This is a genomic window from Modestobacter versicolor (assembly GCF_041028285.1).
Taxonomy (GTDB): Bacteria; Actinomycetota; Actinomycetes; order Mycobacteriales; family Geodermatophilaceae; genus Modestobacter; species Modestobacter versicolor_A.
In genome coordinates this window covers 19,978-39,976 of the sequence record NZ_JABGDB010000001.1, presented here as the reverse complement: position 1 = coordinate 39,976, position 19,999 = coordinate 19,978, and the positions used below count along the sequence as shown (strand labels likewise).

Annotated in this window: 18 protein-coding genes and 1 tRNA gene; 6 read left to right on the top strand and 13 right to left on the bottom strand. The window is 74.9% G+C overall.

The genetic code is table 11. From position 1 onward, the window contains the following. Positions 1 to 58 precede the first annotated feature (58 nt). The 8 genes from HL054_RS00215 to HL054_RS00180 form a co-directional block, all read right to left on the bottom strand. Complete coding sequence (locus HL054_RS00215; RefSeq protein WP_369136668.1) at positions 59 to 1,027, bottom strand: 4-(cytidine 5'-diphospho)-2-C-methyl-D-erythritol kinase; 969 nt, start codon at positions 1,025 to 1,027, stop codon at positions 59 to 61. A 71-nt stretch (positions 1,028 to 1,098) separates the two neighbouring features. Beyond that, positions 1,099 to 1,830 carry a 16S rRNA (adenine(1518)-N(6)/adenine(1519)-N(6))-dimethyltransferase RsmA gene (rsmA, locus tag HL054_RS00210; protein ID WP_369136667.1) on the bottom strand — a complete coding sequence of 244 codons (732 nt, stop codon included), beginning with the start codon at positions 1,828 to 1,830 and terminating at the stop codon, positions 1,099 to 1,101. A gap of 169 nt (positions 1,831 to 1,999) precedes the next feature. Beyond that, a complete protein-coding gene (locus HL054_RS00205) occupies positions 2,000 to 3,079 on the bottom strand; it encodes a ubiquitin-like domain-containing protein (protein WP_369136666.1) in 1,080 nt (359 codons plus the stop codon). Between the two features lie 356 nt (positions 3,080 to 3,435). Then, entirely contained in the window at positions 3,436 to 4,269 is an 834-nt protein-coding gene (locus tag HL054_RS00200) for a hypothetical protein (RefSeq protein ID WP_369136665.1), read from the bottom strand. Between the two features lie 57 nt (positions 4,270 to 4,326). After that, positions 4,327 to 5,193, bottom strand: a complete 867-nt coding sequence (locus HL054_RS00195) for a TatD family hydrolase (RefSeq protein ID WP_369136664.1) — start codon at positions 5,191 to 5,193, stop codon at positions 4,327 to 4,329. Beyond that, positions 5,190 to 7,013 carry a methionine--tRNA ligase gene (gene metG, locus HL054_RS00190; RefSeq protein ID WP_440347906.1) on the bottom strand — a complete coding sequence of 608 codons (1,824 nt, stop codon included), beginning with the start codon at positions 7,011 to 7,013 and terminating at the stop codon, positions 5,190 to 5,192. Before metG ends, HL054_RS00195 begins: the two co-directional genes overlap by 4 nt. 130 nt (positions 7,014 to 7,143) lie before the next feature. Next, the gene (locus HL054_RS00185; RefSeq protein ID WP_369136662.1) at positions 7,144 to 7,806 is read right to left on the bottom strand and encodes a hypothetical protein; all 663 of its coding nucleotides are present in this window, start codon (positions 7,804 to 7,806) and stop codon (positions 7,144 to 7,146) included. 107 nt (positions 7,807 to 7,913) lie between these two features. Then, positions 7,914 to 9,422 (bottom strand): amino acid permease, encoded by a 1,509-nt coding sequence (locus tag HL054_RS00180; protein ID WP_369136661.1) that lies wholly within the window; start codon positions 9,420 to 9,422, stop codon positions 7,914 to 7,916. Between the two features lie 155 nt (positions 9,423 to 9,577). Between HL054_RS00180 and corA the strand changes: the two genes are divergently transcribed. Both corA and HL054_RS00170 read left to right on the top strand, forming a co-directional pair. Beyond that, the gene (gene corA, locus HL054_RS00175; protein WP_369136660.1) at positions 9,578 to 10,678 is read left to right on the top strand and encodes a magnesium/cobalt transporter CorA; all 1,101 of its coding nucleotides are present in this window, start codon (positions 9,578 to 9,580) and stop codon (positions 10,676 to 10,678) included. A 119-nt stretch (positions 10,679 to 10,797) separates the two neighbouring features. Then, complete coding sequence (locus HL054_RS00170; RefSeq protein WP_369136659.1) at positions 10,798 to 11,679, top strand: endonuclease domain-containing protein; 882 nt, start codon at positions 10,798 to 10,800, stop codon at positions 11,677 to 11,679. A 49-nt stretch (positions 11,680 to 11,728) separates the two neighbouring features. On the opposite strand, the gene rsmI is transcribed toward HL054_RS00170, so the two are convergent. Continuing rightward, positions 11,729 to 12,568, bottom strand: coding sequence for a 16S rRNA (cytidine(1402)-2'-O)-methyltransferase (rsmI, locus tag HL054_RS00165; RefSeq protein WP_369136658.1), 840 nt, complete (start codon positions 12,566 to 12,568; stop codon positions 11,729 to 11,731). Positions 12,569 to 12,645: 77 nt separating this feature from the next. On the opposite strand from rsmI, the gene HL054_RS00160 reads away from it, so the two are divergent. The 4 genes from HL054_RS00160 (at position 12,646) to HL054_RS00145 (ending at position 16,713) form a co-directional block, all read left to right on the top strand. Continuing rightward, the gene (locus HL054_RS00160) at positions 12,646 to 14,175 is read left to right on the top strand and encodes a dolichyl-phosphate-mannose--protein mannosyltransferase (protein ID WP_369136657.1); all 1,530 of its coding nucleotides are present in this window, start codon (positions 12,646 to 12,648) and stop codon (positions 14,173 to 14,175) included. A 55-nt stretch (positions 14,176 to 14,230) separates the two neighbouring features. Then, positions 14,231 to 14,959 carry a hypothetical protein gene (locus HL054_RS00155; protein WP_369136656.1) on the top strand — a complete coding sequence of 243 codons (729 nt, stop codon included), beginning with the start codon at positions 14,231 to 14,233 and terminating at the stop codon, positions 14,957 to 14,959. Between the two features lie 4 nt (positions 14,960 to 14,963). Beyond that, the gene (locus tag HL054_RS00150) at positions 14,964 to 15,863 is read left to right on the top strand and encodes an aminotransferase class IV (protein WP_369136655.1); all 900 of its coding nucleotides are present in this window, start codon (positions 14,964 to 14,966) and stop codon (positions 15,861 to 15,863) included. A 61-nt stretch (positions 15,864 to 15,924) separates the two neighbouring features. Further along, entirely contained in the window at positions 15,925 to 16,713 is a 789-nt protein-coding gene (locus tag HL054_RS00145) for an enoyl-CoA hydratase/isomerase family protein (RefSeq protein WP_369136654.1), read from the top strand. Positions 16,714 to 16,755: 42 nt separating this feature from the next. Here HL054_RS00145 and HL054_RS00140 read toward each other — a convergent pair. The 4 genes from HL054_RS00140 to glp form a co-directional block, all read right to left on the bottom strand. After that, positions 16,756 to 16,829, bottom strand: a tRNA-Ala gene (locus HL054_RS00140). Positions 16,830 to 16,929: 100 nt separating this feature from the next. Further along, positions 16,930 to 17,634: a divisome protein SepX/GlpR gene (sepX, locus tag HL054_RS00135; protein ID WP_369136653.1), complete on the bottom strand. Its 705-nt coding sequence runs from the start codon at positions 17,632 to 17,634 to the stop codon at positions 16,930 to 16,932. 220 nt (positions 17,635 to 17,854) lie between these two features. After that, positions 17,855 to 18,418 (bottom strand): GNAT family N-acetyltransferase, encoded by a 564-nt coding sequence (locus tag HL054_RS00130; protein WP_369136652.1) that lies wholly within the window; start codon positions 18,416 to 18,418, stop codon positions 17,855 to 17,857. Between the two features lie 55 nt (positions 18,419 to 18,473). Then, complete coding sequence (gene glp / locus HL054_RS00125; protein ID WP_369136651.1) at positions 18,474 to 19,964, bottom strand: molybdotransferase-like divisome protein Glp; 1,491 nt, start codon at positions 19,962 to 19,964, stop codon at positions 18,474 to 18,476. Positions 19,965 to 19,999: the final 35 nt, after the last annotated feature.

Sequence of the window (19,999 nt, the reverse complement as noted above, 5' to 3'; positions counted from 1 at the left end):
ACCGTGAGCCTAGGGCCGGGGCCGGGCGGGAGCACCCAGGGTCGACCGGCGCGGTGGCTCAGCCCACGAGCCGTGCGCCGTGCACCGGGCCGTGCACCGCGCGGACGGTCCGGAACACGCCCGCCCCGGCCAGCTCGGCGGCCAGCCGGACGGCGGCGTCCTCGTCGTCGGCGAGGGCGGCCACGGTGGGTCCTGACCCGCTGACCAGGGCGGCCCGGGCGCCGGCCTCGGTGGCCGCCTGCATCGCCCGGCGCAGCTCCGGGCGCAGCCGCAGGGCAGGGGCCTGCAGGTCGTTGTCCAGGGCCGCGGCGAGCGCCGACGGCGGGCCGCTGCGCAGGGCGGCGATGACCGGCTCGGTCGAGGCGAGCACCTCGCCGCCGGGCACGGCGCCGGCGGCGCGGAGCGTGTCGAGCTCGCCGTAGACGGTGGGGGTGGACAGGCCCGCGCCGGCGATGCCCAGCACCCAGTCCCAGCGCCGGCGGGCGAGCACCGGGGAGAGCTGCTCGCCCCGGCCGGTGCCCAGCGCCACCCCGCCGAGCAGGCTGAACGGGACGTCGCTGCCCAGCTCGGCCGCGAGGCCGGCGAGGTCGCCGCGGGTCGCGCGGGTGCCCCACAGGGCGTCGAGCGCGACCAGGGTGGCCGCGGCATCGGCGCTGCCGCCGGCCAGCCCGGCTGCCGCCGGGATCGACTTGTCGACCTCGAGGTGCGCCTCGGCGCGCACGCCTGCGTGCCGGGCGAGCAGCTCGGCGGCCTGCCAGACCAGGTTGCGCCGGTCGGCGGGCACGCTCGCCGGCCCCGCGTCGGTGTCGGTGCCCTCCCCGCGCACGGTGAGCGAGATCCCCTCGGCCCGGCGCACGGTGACGGTGTCGAAGAGCGAGACCGCCAGGAACACCGTCTGCAGCTCGTGGAAGCCGTCGGCCCGCAGCGGCCCCACGCCCAGGTGCACGTTCACCTTCGCCGGCGCGCGCGCCGACACGGCGCCGTTGCCGGCCAGCCGCCCGGGCCCGCCCGGGGTCGCGTTGCTCACCCGGTCACCCTGCCTGCCGGGGCGGTCGGGCGCCAACGCCAGCGCCGCTCACGCGCCGACGCCGGCCGCGGTCACGCGCCGACGTCGGGGGCGGTCGCGGCGAGCCGGGCGAACTCGGTGACCGACAGCTGCTCCCCGCGCGTCGTGGGCTCGATCCCGGCGGCGCGCAGCCGTGCCTCGGCCGCCGCGGGGCTGCCGGCCCAGCGGGCCAGGGCGGCCCGCAGGCCCTTCCGCCGGGTGGCGAAGGCGGCGTCGATCGCGGCGAAGGTGGCGGCCCGGTCGCCGGGCGGCGACGGCCGGCGGACCAGCGCGACCAGCCCGGAGTCGACGTTGGGCACCGGCCAGAACACCGGCCGCGGGACGTTGCCGGCCCGCCGGACGTCGGCGTACCAGGCCGCCTTGACGCTGGGCACGCCGTAGGCCGCGCTGCCCGGGGCGGCCGCCAGCCGGTCGGCCACCTCGGCCTGCACCAGCACCAGGGCGGTGCGCAGCGTCGGCAGCAGCTCGAGCAGGTGCAGCAGCACCGGGACGGCGATGTTGTACGGCAGGTTGGCGACCAGCGCGGTGGGCGGCGGGCCGGGCAGCTCGGTGACCCGCAGCGCGTCGGCGGTCACCACGGTGAGCCGGTCGGCCAGCGCGGGAGCCCGCGCGGCGACGGTCACCGGCAGCCGGTCGGCCAGCCGCGGGTCGATCTCCACCGCGGTGACGTGCGCGCACGCCGGCAGCAGGCCCAGGGTCAGCGACCCCAGCCCGGGCCCCACCTCGAGGACGACGTCCCCGGGGACGAGGTCGGCGGTCCGCACGATCCGCCGGATGGTGTTGGCGTCGTGCAGGAAGTTCTGGCCGAGGGTCTTCGTGGGCCGCAGGTCGAGCTGCTGGGCCAGGTCGCGGATGGCGGCCGGGCCCAGCAGCCCGTCGGACGGCTGCTCGGGGGGTGTGCTCAGGACCGGCCTCGCTGCCGGGGGCGGTCCATCAGCCGAAGAGGCGGGAGCCGCAGTGCGGCCACTGCCCGGCGCCGGACCGGGCGTAGAGCATCTGCGCCCGCATCGTCTGCTCCTCGGCCGACGCGGCGGCCGGGTCGCCGCTGCCGCCGACGGTCGCCCAGGTGCCCGTGGAGAACTGGTACATGCCGCGGTACTTGCCGGTGCCGCTCACCGCGTCGGGCCGGCCGCCGGACTCGCAGGCGGCCAGCGCGGCCCAGTTCAGGCCGTCGGCGGAGACCACCGCGGTGCTGGCCGGCTTCTCCTTGGTGCCCACGGTGACCAGCTCGTCGACGGCGGGGGTGGTGACCACGGCGCCGAGCTGCTCGCGGCCGGTCTCGACCCCGTCGGTGACGGTGACCCGCCAGGTGATCGTCTGCTCGCCCTCGACGCCCTCCTGGGTGACCGTGCGGTCGCCCTCGAGGGCCTCGGCGTCCGGGGTCTCGACCGTCGCGAAGTCCACCGGCAGCACCTCGGTCACGTCGGTGACCTGCACCCGGGTCACCCGCAGCACCATCGCGTCGAGCAGCGGCTGGCGCGGGTACAGCGAGGTCCGGTCGGTGGCCGACAGCGCGATGCCCTGCTCGGCGAGCAGGTCGCCGGCGGTCTGCGCGGTGGTGACGACGACCCGCTGCTGGCCGTCGGCGACCAGCGTGACGGTCTTGTTCGTGGCGATCGACAGGGCCATGCCGTCCAGCGGCAGGCGCTCGCTGCGGCTGGCCGAGAGCACCAGGTTCTCGGCGCGGTAGCCGAGCTCGTCGAGCGCGCCGTCGACGGAGAGCGCGGTCGTGTAGACGTCGCTGCTCACCCCGTCGACGGTCAGCGACAGCGGCCGGGCGCGGTTGAGCACGATCGTGTCGCCGTCGCCGATGCTGGCGTCCGGGGCGGGGAGGACGACGTCGTGGGACGCCGGCTCCAGGCCCTCGTCGGCGAGCACCTCACCCGCGGTGGCGGCATAGGTGCGCACCTCGCTCGCCTGGCCGTCGACGGTCACGGTCACCGTCTTCTGGGCGAGGTAGAACGCGGCGGACCCACCCACCAGGCCCAGCAGGACCAGGGTGAAGAGACTCAAATTCAACGATCGGCGCACAACACATCCACGGGTCACTGGGCCCGGGCAGGGGAACGGGGGCAGCAGCCCACGAGCCCCACCCGGAGTGGCGCCCGTCGTCGTGCTGCGCCCGACGTCTCCGCAGGACCGGGGTCACCCGTCCCGGCGGAGCTCTTCGCCCAGGTGTTCCCCACCCCGGCTGGTCGGTCACGACACGATAACGAACGCGCTTCGGAAGACAACGGTGCTCGATGAGGAAACCAACATGTCGACCCAGCGCAGTGCAGGCGCGCCGACACGGACGGTCACGCACACGCCGTGCTGGACGATCAGCGGCCCGGGCGTCCACGTGGCCAACGGCACACCGGCAACCGGCCTCAGGCGAGTGCGTGCGAGGTCTGCCGGACCGGCTTGAGCCAGGTCAGCAGGAAACCGGCCACGATCAAGCCGGCCAGCAGGGCGGAGAAGCCGCCCGCCACCAGGGCCACCGGCAGCAGCCCGGTGCCGTCGTCGGCCACCCGGTCGTCGAGGTCGATCGCCGCGCGCAGCAGCAGCGCGCCGAGCGGGATGACGCCGGCCACCGTCGCCGCGGCGACCACCAGGTGCGCCGTCCAGGTGCGCTGCGCCTCGTCGATCGGGACGTCGGCGCCCTCGGCCGGGAGCGGGCGCAGCAGGATGCGGAGCAGCGCCGCCTCGGCGAGCAGCCAGCCGCCCAGCGGGACGGCGAGGGCGATCGCGGTGGCCGCCGTGCCCAGGTCCTCGGCGAGCAGCCAGGCGGCCACCGCCGCACCGGCGACGACCGCGCGCATGGTCCACAGCAGCCACGGGGAGACCTGCTCGCCGCGGCGCTGCCGCCGCGGCGGGCTGGACAGCGCCCAGCGCGGCCGCGGCCGGGTCGCCTCGGCGAGGAGCACGCCGGCCAGCAGGCCGACCGCCAGCGCGGGCACCCACAGGAAGACCGACGCCTCGGCGAACAGCACGACCGAGACCACGACCAGTGCGACGCCGAGGGCGAAGCCGATCCGGCGCACCCGCCGGCCGTGGGCGGCCTGGCGGGCCAGCTGCGCCGTCGCGGTCGGGGTGGCCGGCACGAACTCGACACCGGCCGAAGCGGCGGCGCGGCGCTCGGCGGCGTGCGACCACCCGCGGGTGAGCAGTGCGGCAGGGATCAGGAGGGCGATGAACAGCACGACGGCGATGAGGCGGCCCACGGTGCCAGTGTGCCCCGGATCCGGCCGGAGGGTGGCCGGCCGCTCACCGCCGCCTGCTCACCAGGCGCCGAAGACCCGCTCCGCGGTGCCGGTCAGCGCGGCGCACAGCTGCTCGAGGTCGGTGCCGGTGACCTCGGCCAGCGCCCGCACCGTGTGCGGCACCAGCCGTGCGGAGTTGGGCCGGCCCCGCAGCGGGGCCGGGGTGAGGAACGGCGCGTCGGTCTCGACCAGCAGCTGGTCCAGCGGGGTGAGCGCGGCGGCCTCGCGCAGGTACCCGGCGTTGCCGAAGGTCAGCGTGCCGGCGAAGGACAGCACGTAGCCGCGCTCGACGCACTGCCGGGCGAAGGCGGCGTCCCCGGAGAAGCAGTGCAGCACGGTGTGCTCCGGGGCGCCCTCGTCCTCGAGCACCCGCAGCACGTCGTCGTGGGCGTCCCGGTCGTGGACCACCAGGGCGATGCCGTGCCGCTTGGCGATGTCGATGTGCGCCCGGAAGGAGGCCTCCTGCGGCGCCCAGCCCTCCGCGCCGGTGCGGTAGCGGTCCAGCCCGGTCTCCCCCACCGCGCGCACCCGGGGGTGGCCGGCCAGCCGGTCGATCTCGGCCAGCGCGGTCTCGGTGGCGGCGCCCGCACCGGCCTCGTTGGGGTGCAGCGCGACGGCGGCCAGCACGTTGGGGTGCCGCGCCGCGAGCTCGGCCGACCAGCGCGAGGAGGCGACGTCCACCCCCACCTGGACCAGCCGCGGGACACCCACCGCCACCGCGGCGGCGACCGCCTCGTCGACCTCGGCGTCGGTGGGTGCGCGGTCCTCCCCGCCCACGGCGATGTCGAAGTGGGTGTGGCTGTCGACCGCCGGGGCCGGCAGCGGCTCGGGCGACGGTGGCGGTTCGCCGCGCCGGTTGGCGCGGGAGGAGGCCGAGCGGCTCATGCCTCGCCGTCCGCCGTGCCGTCCCCCTCGCCGCCCTCCAGACGCCGGAGCTCCTCGTCCACGATCGAGGGGTCGAGCTTGGTGAAGACCGGCGTCGGCGGGGCCAGCGGCGTGCCCGGCGGCGGCAGCGGCGTCGACGCCCACACCGCCTGCGACTCGGCGTAGGCGCCGGTGATGACCGGGTAGGGCGAGCCGTCGTCGAGGTCGGTGACCTCGTCGATCCGCGGCGCCACCGACCAGGTGCCGGTGCCGCCCAGCAGCTCGTGCACCTTTTGGGAGGAGTGCGGCAGGAACGGCGTCAGCAGCGTGTTGCAGTCCTTGATCGCCTGCAACGCGGTGTGCAGCACGGTGTCCCGGCGGGCCGGGTCCTCCTTGAGCTTCCACGGCGCCTGGTCGGACAGGTACTTGTTGGCCTCGCTGACGATCCGCATCGCCTCGGTGGCGGCGGCCTTCTGCCGGTTGCGGGCCAGCAGGTCGCCGATCGGGCCGAAGGCCCCCGACGTGGTGGCCAGCAGCGCCCGGTCGGCGTCGGTCAGCTCCCCCGGCGTCGGGACGGCGCCGACGTTCTTGGCGGCCATCGACACCGAGCGGTTGACCAGGTTGCCCCAGCCGGCGACCAGCTCGTCGTTGTTGCGGCGCAGGAACTCCGCCCAGGTGAAGTCGGTGTCCTGGTTCTCCGGGCCGGCGACGGCGATGAAGTACCGCAGCGCGTCCGGGTCGTAGCGGGACAGGAAGTCGCGCACGTAGATGACGACGTTGCGCGAGGAGGAGAACTTGCGGCCCTCCATGGTGAGGAACTCGCTGGAGACGACCTCGGTCGGCAGGTTGAGCCGGCCGTAGGAGCCCGGGGTGCCGCCCTTGTCGCCCTCGCCGTTGTAGCCGAGCAGCTGGGCCGGCCAGATCTCGGCGTGGAAGACGATGTTGTCCTTGCCCATGAAGTAGTAGGCGTCGGCGTCCGGCGTCTGCCACCACTGCCGCCAGGCCTCCGGGTCACCGGAGCGGCGGGCCCACTCGATGGACGCCGACAGGTAGCCGACCACCGCGTCGAACCAGACGTAGATCCGCTTGTCGTCGCGGTCCCGCCAGCCGTCCAGCGGCACCGGCACGCCCCAGTCGATGTCCCGGGTGTAGCTGCGCGGCTTGAGGTCCTCCAGCAGGTTGACGCTGAAGTTCAGCACGTTGGAGCGCCAGTTGGTCCGGGTGGCCAGCCAGTCGCCCAGCGCCCGGGCGAAGGCCGGCAGGTCGAGGAAGTAGTGCTCGCTCTCGACGAACTTCGGCGTCTCGCCGTTGATCCGGCTCACCGGGTTGATCAGGTCGGTCGGGTCGAGCTGGTTGCCGCAGTTGTCGCACTGGTCACCACGGGCGCCGTCGTAGCCGCAGATCGGGCAGGTGCCCTCGATGTAGCGGTCGGGCAGGGTGCGCCCGGTCGACGGGCTGATCGCGCCCAACGTGGTCTGCGGGAAGACGTAGCCGTTCTTCAGCAGGCCCAGGAAGATCTCCTGGCTGACCGCGCGGTGGTTGGCGGTCGTCGTCCGGGTGAAGAGGTCGTAGCTGAGCCCGAGGCTCTGCAGGTCGTCGACGATCACCCGGTTGTTGCGGTCGGCGATCTCGCGCGGGGTGACCCCCTCGGCGTCGGCGGCGACGGTGATCGGCGTCCCGTGCTCGTCGGTGCCGCTCACCATCAGCACCTTGTCGCCGGCCATCCGGTGGTAGCGGCTGAAGACGTCGGAGGGGACGCCGAACCCGGAGACGTGCCCGATGTGCCGCGGGCCGTTCGCGTAGGGCCAGGCGACGGCGGTGAGGATGTGCCGATCTGTCACGTGCTGAGGGTAGTGAGGTGACGATCGAGGGAGCATCGCAGGGAGCGCCAGCGACCGAGGAGCGGATCGAGAGCGGAGCCGAACCGTGTCGTGGTGGCCGCCGTCCAGCCGCTTCCGGCGAGCACCCGGCTCAGGGGGCGACGGTGGACGCCGTGGTCGGCGGGGCCGCCGGGTCGGCGGTGCTGCCCAGCAGGGCAACCCCGGTGAGCGCGACGCCGATGCAGACGACGGTGACCGTCCGCAGCCCGCGGTGGACGACGCGCGGCGCGGCGCGGCGGGTGCGGGGCCGGCCACCGGCGGCGACCCAGGCGACCGCGGAGGTCGAGGTGGCCAGCAGCAGCTTGGCGGTCGGGACGCCGAGCGCGAGCAGGGCCAGCGCGGGCACCGGCAGCGCGCCGAGCGGGCCGAGGGCGACCAGCCAGACGCCGTCGGCGCCGAGCACCCCGGCCACGGTGAGCACCAGCAGCAGCACGATCTCGCCCCAGGCGACCGACACCACCAGCGAGCGGCCCGCGCCGTCGACGAGGGTCGCCCCGCCACCGGCGCAGAGCACGACCCAGCCGGCCAGCAGCAGCAGCGTGGTCGCCACCAGCCCGCCGTCCGGGCGGATGCCGGTGCCGAAGACGCCGTCCAGGCTGGTCAGCCCCAGGGCCAGCAGGGCGAGGGACTCCAGCACCGCCAGCGCCGCGACCGCGAAGACCGGGGCCGGCATCCGCCGCGGGCGCCCGGCCACGGCACCGGGACGCGGCGCGGTGGGGACGACGCGGGGTGCGTCGAGCAGGGCGCTGGGCACGGACGGCCTCCTGACCGGGGACGGGTGTCACCGATCAGGTCGGGTGGTGCGGGCCCGCTCCGGAGGGCGGGGCACGGGACCTCACCCCGGGGGGTGAGGTCCCGGGGTCAGCGCTCCCCGCCGGCCCGCTGGCCGGCCGCCTCGCGCTCGGCCGCGCCCCGCCGGGAGAAGCGGGAGTGCTGGCGGCCGTAGACGAAGTAGAGGACGACGCCGAGCGCCATCCAGACGCCGAACCGGGCCCAGGTCTCCCCCGGCAGGTTCAGCATCAGGTACAGGCAGGCCAGGGTGGACACGATCGGCAGGACCGGCACCAGCGGGACCCGGAAGGCGCGGGGCAGGTCGGGCCGGGTGCGGCGCAGCACGATGACGCCGATGGACACCAGCACGAAGGCGAACAGCGTGCCGATGTTGACCAGCTCGGCCAGCACGCCCAGCGGGATGAAGCCGGCCAGCACGGCGACGACGACCCCGGTGATCAGGGTGATCTTGTACGGCGTCCCGTACTTCGGGTGCACCGCGCCCAGCGCCGGCGGGAGCAGGTGGTCCCGGCTCATCGCGAACAGCACCCGCGACTGGCCGAGCATCAGGATCATCACCACCGACGTCAGACCCGCGAGGGCACCGACCGAGATGGCGCCGGACAGGAACGGCAGACCGACGCTGCGGAAGGCGTCGGCCAGCGGCGCCTCCGAGGACAGCTCGGTGTACCGCTGCATGCCGACCACGACCAGCGACACCGCGACGTAGAGCAGCGTGCAGACCGCCAGCGAGCCGAGGATGCCGCGCGGCAGGTCGCGCTTGGGGTCCTTGGTCTCCTCGGCCGCGGTGGCCACGATGTCGAAGCCGATGAAGGCGAAGAAGACGATCGCCGCGCCGGCGAGGATGCCGCCCACGCCGAAGGTGCTGGGGGCGAAGCCGAACAGCGTCTGGATCAGCGGCGCGCTCCACCCGCTGCCGGTCTCGGACGGCTCGGCCGGCGGGACGAACGGGGAGTAGTTCGAGGCCTTGACGTAGAACAGCCCGACCACGATGACCAGCAGCACGATCGCGACCTTGATGGCCACGATGACCGAGGTCACCCGCGAGGAGAACTTGATCCCGAGCATCAGCACGGTCGTCATCACCGCGACGATGACGATGGCCGGGATGTTGACCGTCGCCTCCTCGCCGGCGATCGACGTGGGCAGCGGGATGCCCAGGTCACCGAGCAGCTGGTTGAGGTACCCGGACCAGCCGACCGCCACCGTGGCCGCACCGAGCGCGAGTTCCAGGACCAGGTCCCAGCCGATGATCCAGGCGACCAGCTCGCCGGCCGTGGCGTAGGAGAACGTGTAGGCGGACCCGGCGACCGGGACGGTCGAGGCCAGCTCGGCGTAGCAGAGCGCGGCCAGGCCGCAGACGATGCCGGCGACCACGAACGAGATCGCCACCGCCGGGCCGGCCGTCGTCTTGGCCACCTCGCCGGTCAGCACGAAGATCCCGGTGCCGATGATGACGCCGACCCCGAAGACGGTCAGGTCCAGGGCGGAGAGGTTCTTCTTGAGCTGGTGGTCCGGCTCCTCGGTGTCGCGGATCGACTCCTCGACGCTCTTGACCCGCGCCCTGTTGTCGGCCACGAGCACCCCCTCTCGAACGGCCGGGAACAGTCCGCCGGCCGGCTGGTGATCACCTGTGCGGCGAGCGTCCCACGCTGTGACGCATCCCGCAGACCTACGCTCTGCGGGCCGCGTGCCCGGTCGGGGCGCGGCGCACGAGAGAGCAGGAGGACCCGGTGACCAGCACCGACAGCACGTCCGGCTCCCGCTCGCGGCTGCCCCAGGTGCGGCGTCGTCCGCGGCCGGTGGGCGCCCCTCCGCCGCCGGTGGACGAGCGCCCGGGCACCGACTTCGTCGTCGACTGCGCGGTCTACGTCGACGGCCGGCGGCAGGCGCCGGTCGCCTACGACGAGGCGCTGCAGGCCGCGGTCGACCACGACGGCTTCGTGTGGCTGGGGCTGCACGAGCCGACCGAGGCCGAGCTCGCGGGCGTGGCCGCCGTCTACGGGCTGCACCCGCTGGCGGTCGAGGACGCCGTCGAGGCGCACCAGCGGCCGAAGCTGGACAGCTACGAGGACTCGCTGTTCATGGTGCTGAAGACGGCGCGCTACGTGGAGCACGACGCGCTCACCGCCACCAGCGAGGTGGTCAACACCGGCGAGGTGATGGTCTTCCTCGGCAGCCACTACGTGATCACCGTCCGGCACGGCGACCACGGCGGCCTCAAGGACCTGCGCAACAGCCTGGAGGGCCAGACCGAGCTGCTCCAGCTCGGCCCGTCGTCGGTGCTCTACGCGGTCAGCGACCTGGTGGTCGACCACTTCGTCGAGGTCGCGGAGGCGGTGGAGGACGACGTGGAGGAGCTGGAGACGTCGGTGTTCAGCTCCTCGCGCACCGACGACACGCCGCGGATCTACCAGCTCAAGCGGGAGATCATGCAGCTGCGGAAGGCCGTCCAGCCGCTGGAGGTGCCGCTGTCCACGCTGGCCGACCGGCCCGACGCGCTGGTGCCGGACGCGATGCGCTCGTACTTCCGCGACGTGCAGGACCACGCCCTGCGGGTCCGGGACCAGGTGGGCGGGCTGGACGAGCTGCTGTCGAACATCCTGCAGGCCGCGCTGGCCCGGATCTCGGTGGCGCAGAACGACGACATGCGGCGGATCTCCTCCTACGCCGGTCTGATCGCCGCGCCGACCCTGATCGCCGGGGTGTACGGGATGAACTTCGAGCACATGCCCGAGCTGGGCTGGTCCTTCGGCTACCCCTTCGCCCTGCTCCTGATGGCCGGCCTGGTCTACCTCCTGTACCGAGCCTTCAAGCGCAGCGGCTGGCTGTAGCCCCCTCCGTTGTGCACTCGTGGCTGCCTCGCGCCCGTCGAGGCAGCCATGAGCGCACAACGGTGCAGGCCTGTGGACGGCTCGAGCGGGCGCACCGCCTGGTCGGGCACCGTGCCCCGGTGCCCCTTCCGGCTGCCGTGCCCGACCAGCTGCGTTCCCGCCCGTTCCGCGGCACGGAGGCCATCGCCCAGCAGCTCCTCACCCGCGCGCAGCTGCGGAGCCGTCCGTGGCGGCGGCTCTTCCGCGACGTCTACGTGCACGAGGGCATCCCGATCACCCACGAGCTGCGCGTCCGGGCGTCGACGCTGCGGTACCCGCACGCCGTCGTCCGTGGCCGCAGCGCCGCCGTCCTCTGGGGTGCGCCGATGGCCGGGCCGGACGACGACGTCGAGCTGGCCGCCTTCCCCGGCCGCCCTCCGGTGCGGGCTGCGGGCATCCGCCTGCGCCGCGCGGACCTGGAGGAACGGCACGTCCTCCGCCACCTGGGCATGTGGGTGAGCAGCCCAGCGGCAACGGCGGTGGAGCTCGCGGCCGGCCCCGACCTGGACGAGGCGGTGGCTGCCGTCGACCAGCTGGTGGTCGTCGGCGGCGCCGACCTGGCGACCGTGCGGTGGCTGGCCGAGGCCGCGGACGGCCCCGGGTGCCGCCGCGCCCGACGGGCGTGCCGCCTCGCCGACGGCCGGGCCGGGTCGCCGCAGGAGACCCGGCTCCGGTTGCTCATCGGCCGCAGCGACCTGCCGCTCCCGGTCGCGCAGTTCGAGGTGCGCGCCGGTGGCCGGTTCGTGGCGAGGGTCGACTTCGGCTGGCCGGAGCAGCGCCTGGCCGTGGAGTACGACGGGCTGTGGCACAACGACACGCAGCAGTTCGTCAGGGACCGGCAGCGGCTCAACCGGCTCACCGCCGCCGGATGGCGGGTGGTCTTCGTGACGGCCGCCGACCTCCACCGGCCGGACCAGCTCATCGCCCGCATCTCCGCAGCGCTGACCACCGTTGTGCACTAGTGGCTGCCTCATGCACGTCGAGGCAGCCACCAGTGCACAACGGCGGGCGTCAGGAGCCCTTGGCGGCTACCACGGCGTCGTAGACGGCGCGGCGGGGCAGGCCGGTGCGGGCGACGACGGTGCGGATGGCCTCCTTGCGGTCGGCGCCCGCGGCCTCCTCGGCGGCGACCTCGGCGGCCAGCTCGGCCGGGGACATCGACGCCGGCCCGGCCACCGCACCGGCCACCACCACGGTGATCTCCCCGCGCACGCCGTCGGCCGCCCACGCCGCCAGCTCGCCCAGCGGCCCGCGGCGGACCTCCTCGTGGGTCTTGGTCAGCTCGCGGCAGACGGCGGCGGCCCGGTCGGCGCCCAGCACGGCGGCGGCGTCCGCCAGCGCCTCGGCCAGCCGGTGCGGCGATTCGTAGAAGACCATCGTCCGGGGCTCGGCGGCCAGCGCGGTGAGCGCCGCCCGCCGCTCACCCCCCTTGCGCGGCAGGAACCCCTCGAAGCAGAACCGGTCGGTCGGCAGCCCGGAGACGGCCAGCGCGGTGACGACGGCGGACGGCCCGGGCACCGAGGTGACGTCGATGCCGGCGTCGATCGCGGCGCGCACCAGCGTGTACCCGGGGTCGGAGACCGAGGGCATCCCGGCGTCGGTGAGCAGCAGCACCGTGGCGCCGTCCTGCATCGCGGCGACCAGCCCGGGCAGCCGGGCGGCCTCGACCGACTCGTAGAAGCTGACCAGCCGGCCGGTGAAGGTGACGCCGAGGTCGGCGGCGAGCCGGTGCAGCCGGCGGGTGTCCTCGACGGCGAGCACCTCGGCGGTGGCCAGCACCTCGCGCAGCCGCGGGCCGACGTCGCCGGGCTGGCCGAGCGGCGCGCCGCCGAGCACGAGTCGTCCGGTCATGCCGCCGAGCCTGTCACGGCGGTCCCCCTCGGCCCGACTACCGGGGGGCGGTCAGGTCGGCTGTCTACCCTGGCGCCATGGCGGTGCTGACCCCCGAGCGGGCGGAGTCGGCACCCGAGGACCCCGCGCCGCACCGCCGGTTCCCGCTCCCCCGCCGCCAGCACGCGCCGGCGCTGCCCGGCGACCGGCGGCTGGCCGCGGTGCTGACGACGCTGCTGGGGCTGGCCACGCTGGTCACCCGGCTCTGGGACATCCGCTACCCCGCGGACCTGGTGTTCGACGAGGCCTACTACCCGCCCGAGGCCCAGGAGATCCTGGAGCTGGGCTACGAGTACAACCGCGGCTACACGTTCATCGTCCACCCGCCGCTGGGCAAGCTGCTCATCGCCGCGGGCGAGCACCTCTTCGGCTACAACTCCTTCGGCTGGCGGTTCCCCAGCGCGGTCGCCGGCGCGGTCGCGGTCGTCGTCCTGACCCGGCTGACCCGCCGGCTGACCGGCTCGACGCTGCTCGGCCTGGTGGCCGGGCTGCTGCTGGCGCTGGACGCGTTCTCCTTCAGCCTGGGCCGGATCGGCCTGCTCGACGTGTTCCTGCAGACGTTCGTGGTCAGCGCGGTCGCCTGCCTGGTCGTCGACCGCGACCGGGTGCGGCAGCGGGTCCGCGAGGGCAGCGACCGGATGACCGACCGGATGACCCGGCACGGCTTCCGGCTCGGCCCACGGGGATGGCGGCTCGCGGCCGGCGTGCTCTTCGGCAGCGCGTGCGCGGTCAAGTGGAGCGGCGTGTACTTCCTGGCGCTGTTCGCGCTGCTGTCGCTGTGGTGGGACCGGGCCGCCTGGCGGGACGCCGGTGTCACCCGGCCGACCGCGGTGGCGCTGCGCCGCGGGCTGCCCGGGGCGGCGTGGGCGCTGGGCGCCCTGCCGGTGCTCACCTACCTGGCCACCTTCACCGGCTGGTTCCGCGGCGAGAACGCCCAGGGCCGGCACTGGGCCGACCAGCACCCCGACACCGCCTTCCCGTTCGTCCCGGGGGCGCTGCGCTCGCTGTGGCACATGCACGGCGAGTGGCTCACCTTCCACAACGGCCTCTCCACCCCGCACCCGTGGGAGTCCGGCCCGTGGTCGTGGCTGGTCGACGGCCGGCCGATCCTGCTGTGGAACCCGCAGGACCTCACCGACGCCGACGGCGAGCAGGTGGTCCGGTACATCCTCATGCTCGGGACGCCGACGCTCTGGTGGCTGTTCGCGCCGGCGATGCTGTGGCTGCTGTGGCGGGTCCTCGCCCGCCGGGACCAGGCCGCGGTGGTCGCCGCCGGCGGCATCGCCGCGGGCTGGCTGACCTGGTTCGTCAACCTGGACCGGACGATGTTCATCTTCTACATGGCGCCGGCGGTGCCCTTCTTCGTGCTGGCCGTGACGCTGGTGCTGCAGGACGTGCTGGGCCGCCCGCGGGACAGCGCGCTGCGCCGGCAGGTGGGGCTGGGCGTCGTCTCGCTGTACCTGGCGGTGGTGGCGATGACCTTCGTCTTCTTCTACCCGGTGCTCACCGGGCACCCGCTGTCGCACGGCGAGTGGCTGCAGCGGATGTGGTTCCCCTCCTGGTTCTGACGCCGGCCGCCGTCGCGTCGTGCAGCGGGAACACCGCAGCGCTACCGTGCCGGCGATGAGCCCACCGATCCGGATCGCCATGTGGTCGGGGCCGCGGACGCTGTCCACGGCGACGATGCGCGCCTGGGAGAACCGCCGGGACACCGTCGTCGTCGACGAGCCGCTGTACGCCTACTACCTGGCGGCCACCGGGCTGGACCACCCCGGGCGCGACGAGGTGCTCGCCGCGCAGTCCACCGACTGGCGGACCGTGCTGGCCGGGCTGACCACCGGCGACCTGCCGGACGGCGCGACCATCGGCTACCAGAAGCACATGACCCACCACGTGCTGCCCGAGGTCGACCTGGCCGCCTTCGCCGGTCTGCGGCACGCCTTCCTGCTCCGCGACCCCCGGCAGCTGCTGGCCTCCTACGCCCGGGTGCGCGCCGAGCCGACGCTGGCCGACCTGGGCCTCACCCAGCAGCTGGCGCTGTACCGCCGCTTCGGCGGCCCGGTCGTCGACTCCGGCGACCTGCTCCGCGACCCCGAGGGCGTGCTGCGCGCGCTGTGCGCGGCCCTCGAGGTGCCCTTCGACCCGGCGATGCTGTCCTGGCCGGCCGGCCCCCGCGCGTCCGACGGCGTCTGGGCGCCGTACTGGTACGCCTCGGTCGAGGCCTCCACCGGCTTCGGGCCGTACCGGGAGCCGGCGGTCGAGCTGCCCGACCACCTGGCGGTGCTGGCCGACCAGTGCCGCGCCGCGTACGACGAGATGGCCGGTTCCCGACTGGCCCCGCAGAGGAGCTGAGCACGTGCTGCAGCAGTTCGACGAGCGCAACCGCGACCTGGTGGTCAACGTCGCCGGCCGGCTCACCCACCGCGACGAGGCCGCGGTCAGCCCCTTCGACTCCGTCGTCCAGGGCGGGGACGCCGTCTGGGAGGGGCTGCGGCTCTACCAGGGCCGCGTCTTCGCCCTCGACGAGCACCTGGCCCGGCTGCGCCGCTCGGCCCAGGCGCTGGCCTTCACCGAGGTGCCCAGCGACGAGGAGATCATCGAGCAGCTCCGCCGGACGCTGGCGGCCAACGGGATGACCGACGGGGTGCACGTCCGGCTGACGCTCACCCGCGGGGTGAAGACGACCAGCGGGATGGACCCGCGGCTCAACACCAGCGGACCGACGCTGATCGTGCTCGCCGAGTTCAAGCCGCCGGTCTACGACGCCGGCGGGATCACCCTGGTCACCTCCAGCGTCCGCCGGCCCACCCCGGACGTGCTCGACCCGAAGATCCACTCCAACAACCTGCTCAACTCGATCCTGGCCAAGATCGAGGCGAACGTCGCCGGCGCGGACGACGCGCTGATGCTCGACTCCCGCGGGCACGTCGCCGAGACCAACGCGACGCACCTCTTCTTCGTCATCGACGGGGTGCTGTGCACCTCCACCACCGCGGCCTGCCCGGAGGGGATCACCCGCGCGACCGTGCTGCGGCTGGCCGCCGACGCCGGCATCCCCTACGACGTCGGCGACTTCTCGCTGCCGCAGCTGTACGCGGCGGCCGAGGCGTTCGTCACCGGCACGATGGGCGAGCTGACCCCGGTGCTGCAGGTCGACGGCCGGACCATCGGGGACGGCGAGCCGGGGCTGGTCACCCGCCGGCTGGCCGCCGACTACGCCGCGCTCACCGCCAGCAGCGGGACGCCGGTCGTCTGACCGGGCCGGGCCGGCCGACTCCCCCTAGCGTGGACGGGGCCCCGACCGGAGGAGGACGGACATGACCGCACCGGCAGCACGGGTGGACGCGACGCCGGACGGCGACGTCTGGCGGATCGACCTGGCCGCCGCCGACACCGGCAACCCGGTCGACCGGGTGATGGCCGCGCAGCTGGCCGAGGCGCTGGCCCGGCGCCCGGGGTCGGCCCGCACGGTGCTGCTGCTGAGCACCGGCCGCGACTTCTGCGTGGGCACCGACGTCGCGGCGCTCGCCGGCAGCGCGGACCTGCCGGCGGCGCTCCGCGAGCTGTCCACCGCCTGGCACGAGGTGGTCCGCGCCGTCCTGTACTGCCCGGTGCCGGTGGTGGCCGGCGTCCGCGGGCAGGTGGCCGGGGCCGGCATCGGCCTGCTGGGTGCCTGCGACCTCGTCGTCTGCGGCCGCTCGACCAAGCTCCGCCCCGGCTACGGCCCGCTCGGTCTGTCGCCGGACGGCGGGACGTCCTGGGCGCTGACCCGGGCACTGGGCGCGCCCCGGGCGCTGGAGCTGCTGCTCACCGACGGGGTGCTGCACGCCGCCGACGCGCACACCTCCGGGCTGGTGGCCCGGCTGGTCGACGACGAGACGCTGGTGGAGGAGGTCACCGCCCTGGCCCGGTCGATCGCGGCCGGTCCGGTGCGCGCGATGGTCCGCACCCGCGGCCTGGTCCGCCGGGCCGCGATCCGGACGCTGGACGAGCAGCTCGAGGACGAGGCCCGGCTGGCCACCGAGTCCGCGGCCGACCCGGAGAGCCGGGAGGGCGTGGCGGCGTTCCTGGCCGGGCGTCGTCCGGACTTCCGCGGGAGCCCCTGACGTGCGTCAGGCCGGGTCCTCGTGGACCCGGCCTGACCAGGGTGGAGCTGAGGGGAATTGAACCCCTGACCCCCTCGATGCGAACGAGGTGCGCTACCGGACTGCGCCACAGCCCCTTGCCCCCACGACTTTACCGTCCGCCTGCTCCGGCACCGCCAGGGGGTGTGACCCTCCTGCGCGGCCCGCTGCGAGCAACGGCGGCAGGAGGGTCCGTCGTCAGCCGTTGACCACCCGGGCGGGGCGGTACTCGTCGATCTCGGCGAAGGCCATGTCCTCGTCGTCCAGGCCGACGACGGCGCTCTGCTGCCAGCCGGCCGCGACCGGGACGCGGGCGGCGACCACCCGGCCCGGGCGCAGCGGGTGCACCGGGGCGAGCGGCAGGCTCGGGTGGATCGGGCCGGTCGGGGCGGCGACCACCGGCGCGGGCCGGGGGGCGGGCGCGACGGGACGCTCGGCGGGGCGGCGGACCGGGCGCTCGTGCTCGAGCCGGGCCCGGGAGGCCAGCCGGGCGTGGCGGCGGGCCGCGGCCCGGCGCTCGCGGTCGGCCGCGGCCTTGATCACCATCAGGTAGCCGACGACGGCGACGTCGAGCAGCAGCTGCGGCGCCCACAGCCAGGACCGGTAGGTCAGCGCGCCGACCAGCGCCAGGACGGCGAGGGCGACCAGGCCGGCCAGCGTGCGCCGGCGGACCGCGTGCACGTCGACCCGCAGCTCACCGCTGCTGACCAGCGCGGCGCGGTCGATGGACACCCGCTCGGTCTCCGCGTGGACGACGGGGTCCACCGGACGACGTCGTTGCAGGGTGCGACCCGAGTCCGCCGCACCGGCCGTCGCGTGTGCGTCGCCCCGGGTGACCACCATCGGCACCAGGACCACGAACCACAACACGACGAGAGCGGCCAGCAGTACGCCCGATCCCATCACCAACACCTCGATCCATCCGTGGCACAACGGAACGACCCCATCCCTGGGGCCACACGAGTCACATCCGTCACTCGGGAGTCACGGTAAGGGCGTCGACCGCCGATACCAGGGAACTCCTGCGGTGTGTCGGCGCAGTCTGCCGGACGTCGCGGCGTGTCGGCAGTCCCCGTGGATCTCGAAGCGATAACAGCCGGTCAGCGGTCCGCGACGGTCCGTGTCACAGCGGTGCCCGCCGCTCCCAGCGGGCCAGCGCCCCGCCCGGGACGTCCTCGGCCAGCAGGGCGTAGCCGAGGTGGTCGCGCCAGCCGCCGTCGATGTCGAGGTAGCTGCGGAACAGCGCCTCCTGCCGGAACCCCAACCGCTCGACCAGCCGCCGGCTCGCCCGGTTCTCCGGCCGGATGTCGGCCTGCAGCCGGTGCAGCCCCACCGGCCCGAAGGCGTGGTCGCAGACGAGCGCGACCGCCAGCGAGGCCACGCCGCGACCGGCGACGGCGGAGTCGATCCAGTACCCCAGGTGCCCGGAGCGCAGCGCGCCGCGCACCACGTTGTCCACGGTGACCTGGCCGACCAGCCGGCCCTCGTGGTGCACCGCGAACGGCAGCGACATGCCCACCCGGGCCCGGCGGGACGCCGCCCGGCGCATCGCCCGGAACGCCGCGGGGGTGTGCCGGTCACCCCAGGGCAGCGGCGCGGAGGGCTCCCAGGGGGTCAGCCAGGCCTCGTTCTCGGTGCGCACCCGGACCCAGTCGCGGGCGTCGGACCGCTCGAGGGGTCGCAGCACCACGGGCCCGTGGGCCAGCCGGGCCGGCCACCCCGGGTGCAGCGCCGGGTCCAGCTCAGCCCCCCAGCAGCATGGGCATGACGGTCACCAGTCCGCCGGCGGACACCTCGGTGACGTCCTCGTCCACCACGATCAGGCAGTTCGCCCGAGCCATCCGGGCCAGCATCGCCTGGTCGCCGTCCCCGATCGGCTCGACGACGTACCCGCCGTCGGGGTGCCGCATGACCTGGCCGTGCAGGTACTGCCGGTAGCCCAGCGGGGAGAGCAGCTGCTGGGCGGAGACCGCCTGCACGGTGCGCCGGAACAGCTGCCGCTTGCCCAGCATCAGCCGGATCGCCGGCCGGACGAAGACCTCGAAGGCGACCAGCGCGGCGACCGGCTCACCGGGCACGCAGATCACCGGGACGTCGTTGGGGCCCAGCGTGCCGAAGGCGTGCACCGGCCCGGGGTGCATGGCGACCTGGGTGAACGACAGCCCGCCCAGCTCGTCCAGCGCCTCCTGCAGCAGGTCGGGCGCGCCGGTGGCGAACGTGCCGGCGATCAGCACGACGTCGCTGCGCAGCGTCTGGCCCTCGATCAGCTCGACCATCCGCCGCTTGTCGTTGGGCATGATCCCGGCGCGGTAGGCCTCGGCGCCGGCGTCCCGGGCGGCGGCGGCGAGCGCGTAGCTGTTCACGTCGACCTGCTGGCCGGGGCCGACGGTGGCGCCGACGTCGACGAGCTCCTCGCCGGCGCACAGCACCGCGATCCGCGGCCGGGGCCGCACCGCGACCCGCTCGCGCCCCACGGCGGCGAGCAGGCTGATCTGGGCCGGGCCGATCGGGGTGCCGATCTGCACGGCGGTGTCGCCGGGCGCCACGTCGTCGCCGATCCGGCGCACGTAGCTGCCCGGCGCGAGGGCGGCGTAGACCTGCACCCGCGCTGCGCCCTGGTCGGTCCAGGCGGCCGGGACGACGACGTCCGCGCCGGCCGGCAGCATCGCGCCGACGGCGACCTTCTGCGCCAGGCCGGCGCTGATGGTCGCCACCTGCGCCGAGCCGGCCACGGTCTCCCCCGCGACGACCAGGTCGGTGGGCAGCTCGACGGTCGCGGTGGCGATGTCCGCCGAGCGCACCGCGTAGCCGTCCAGGCCGGCCTGGTCGAAGGCCGGCAGCGCGCGGGAGCTGGTGACCAGCTCGGCGCAGAGCAGGCCCTGTGCGTCCAGGACCGCGAGCTCGATCGGCGCCGGCTGCGGCACCGCGCCGAGGATCCCGTCCAGGTGCTGCTCGACGGTGCGCAGCCGCACGCCGGAGACGTCGACCGAGCCGGTGTCGGCCATCGGGTCGGGCGTGCGGTCGCCGGTCGCGATCGCCGGGGAGGGCACCCGGTCGGAGGCGAACATGCCGCGGTCGACCTGGACGGTGTCGTGCCCGGCCACCGCGGCGCGCGGGGCGGTCGCCAGCCCGTTGTCCCGGGGCGCCGGCACCAGCGCGCCCTGTCCGAGGTCGAGCTGGGAGGTGTCCCGGCCACCTCCCGAGAACCACCCGCGCCTGCTGTCGTCGCTCATCCCCACCACCGTCGTCCTCCCCGTCGTCGGGCCTG

Coding starts and splice junctions, on each gene's coding strand:
- rsmI (WP_369136658.1), bottom strand. CDS start 12,568: ATGACCGGACGACTCGTGCTCGGCGGCGCGCCGCTCGGCCAGCCCGGC.
- HL054_RS00155 (WP_369136656.1), top strand. CDS start 14,231: ATGAGCCCACCGATCCGGATCGCCATGTGGTCGGGGCCGCGGACGCTG.
- HL054_RS00145 (WP_369136654.1), top strand. CDS start 15,925: ATGACCGCACCGGCAGCACGGGTGGACGCGACGCCGGACGGCGACGTC.
- glp (WP_369136651.1), bottom strand. CDS start 19,964: ATGAGCGACGACAGCAGGCGCGGGTGGTTCTCGGGAGGTGGCCGGGAC.
- HL054_RS00195 (WP_369136664.1), bottom strand. CDS start 5,193: ATGAGCCGCTCGGCCTCCTCCCGCGCCAACCGGCGCGGCGAACCGCCA.
- HL054_RS00160 (WP_369136657.1), top strand. CDS start 12,646: ATGGCGGTGCTGACCCCCGAGCGGGCGGAGTCGGCACCCGAGGACCCC.
- sepX (WP_369136653.1), bottom strand. CDS start 17,634: ATGGGATCGGGCGTACTGCTGGCCGCTCTCGTCGTGTTGTGGTTCGTG.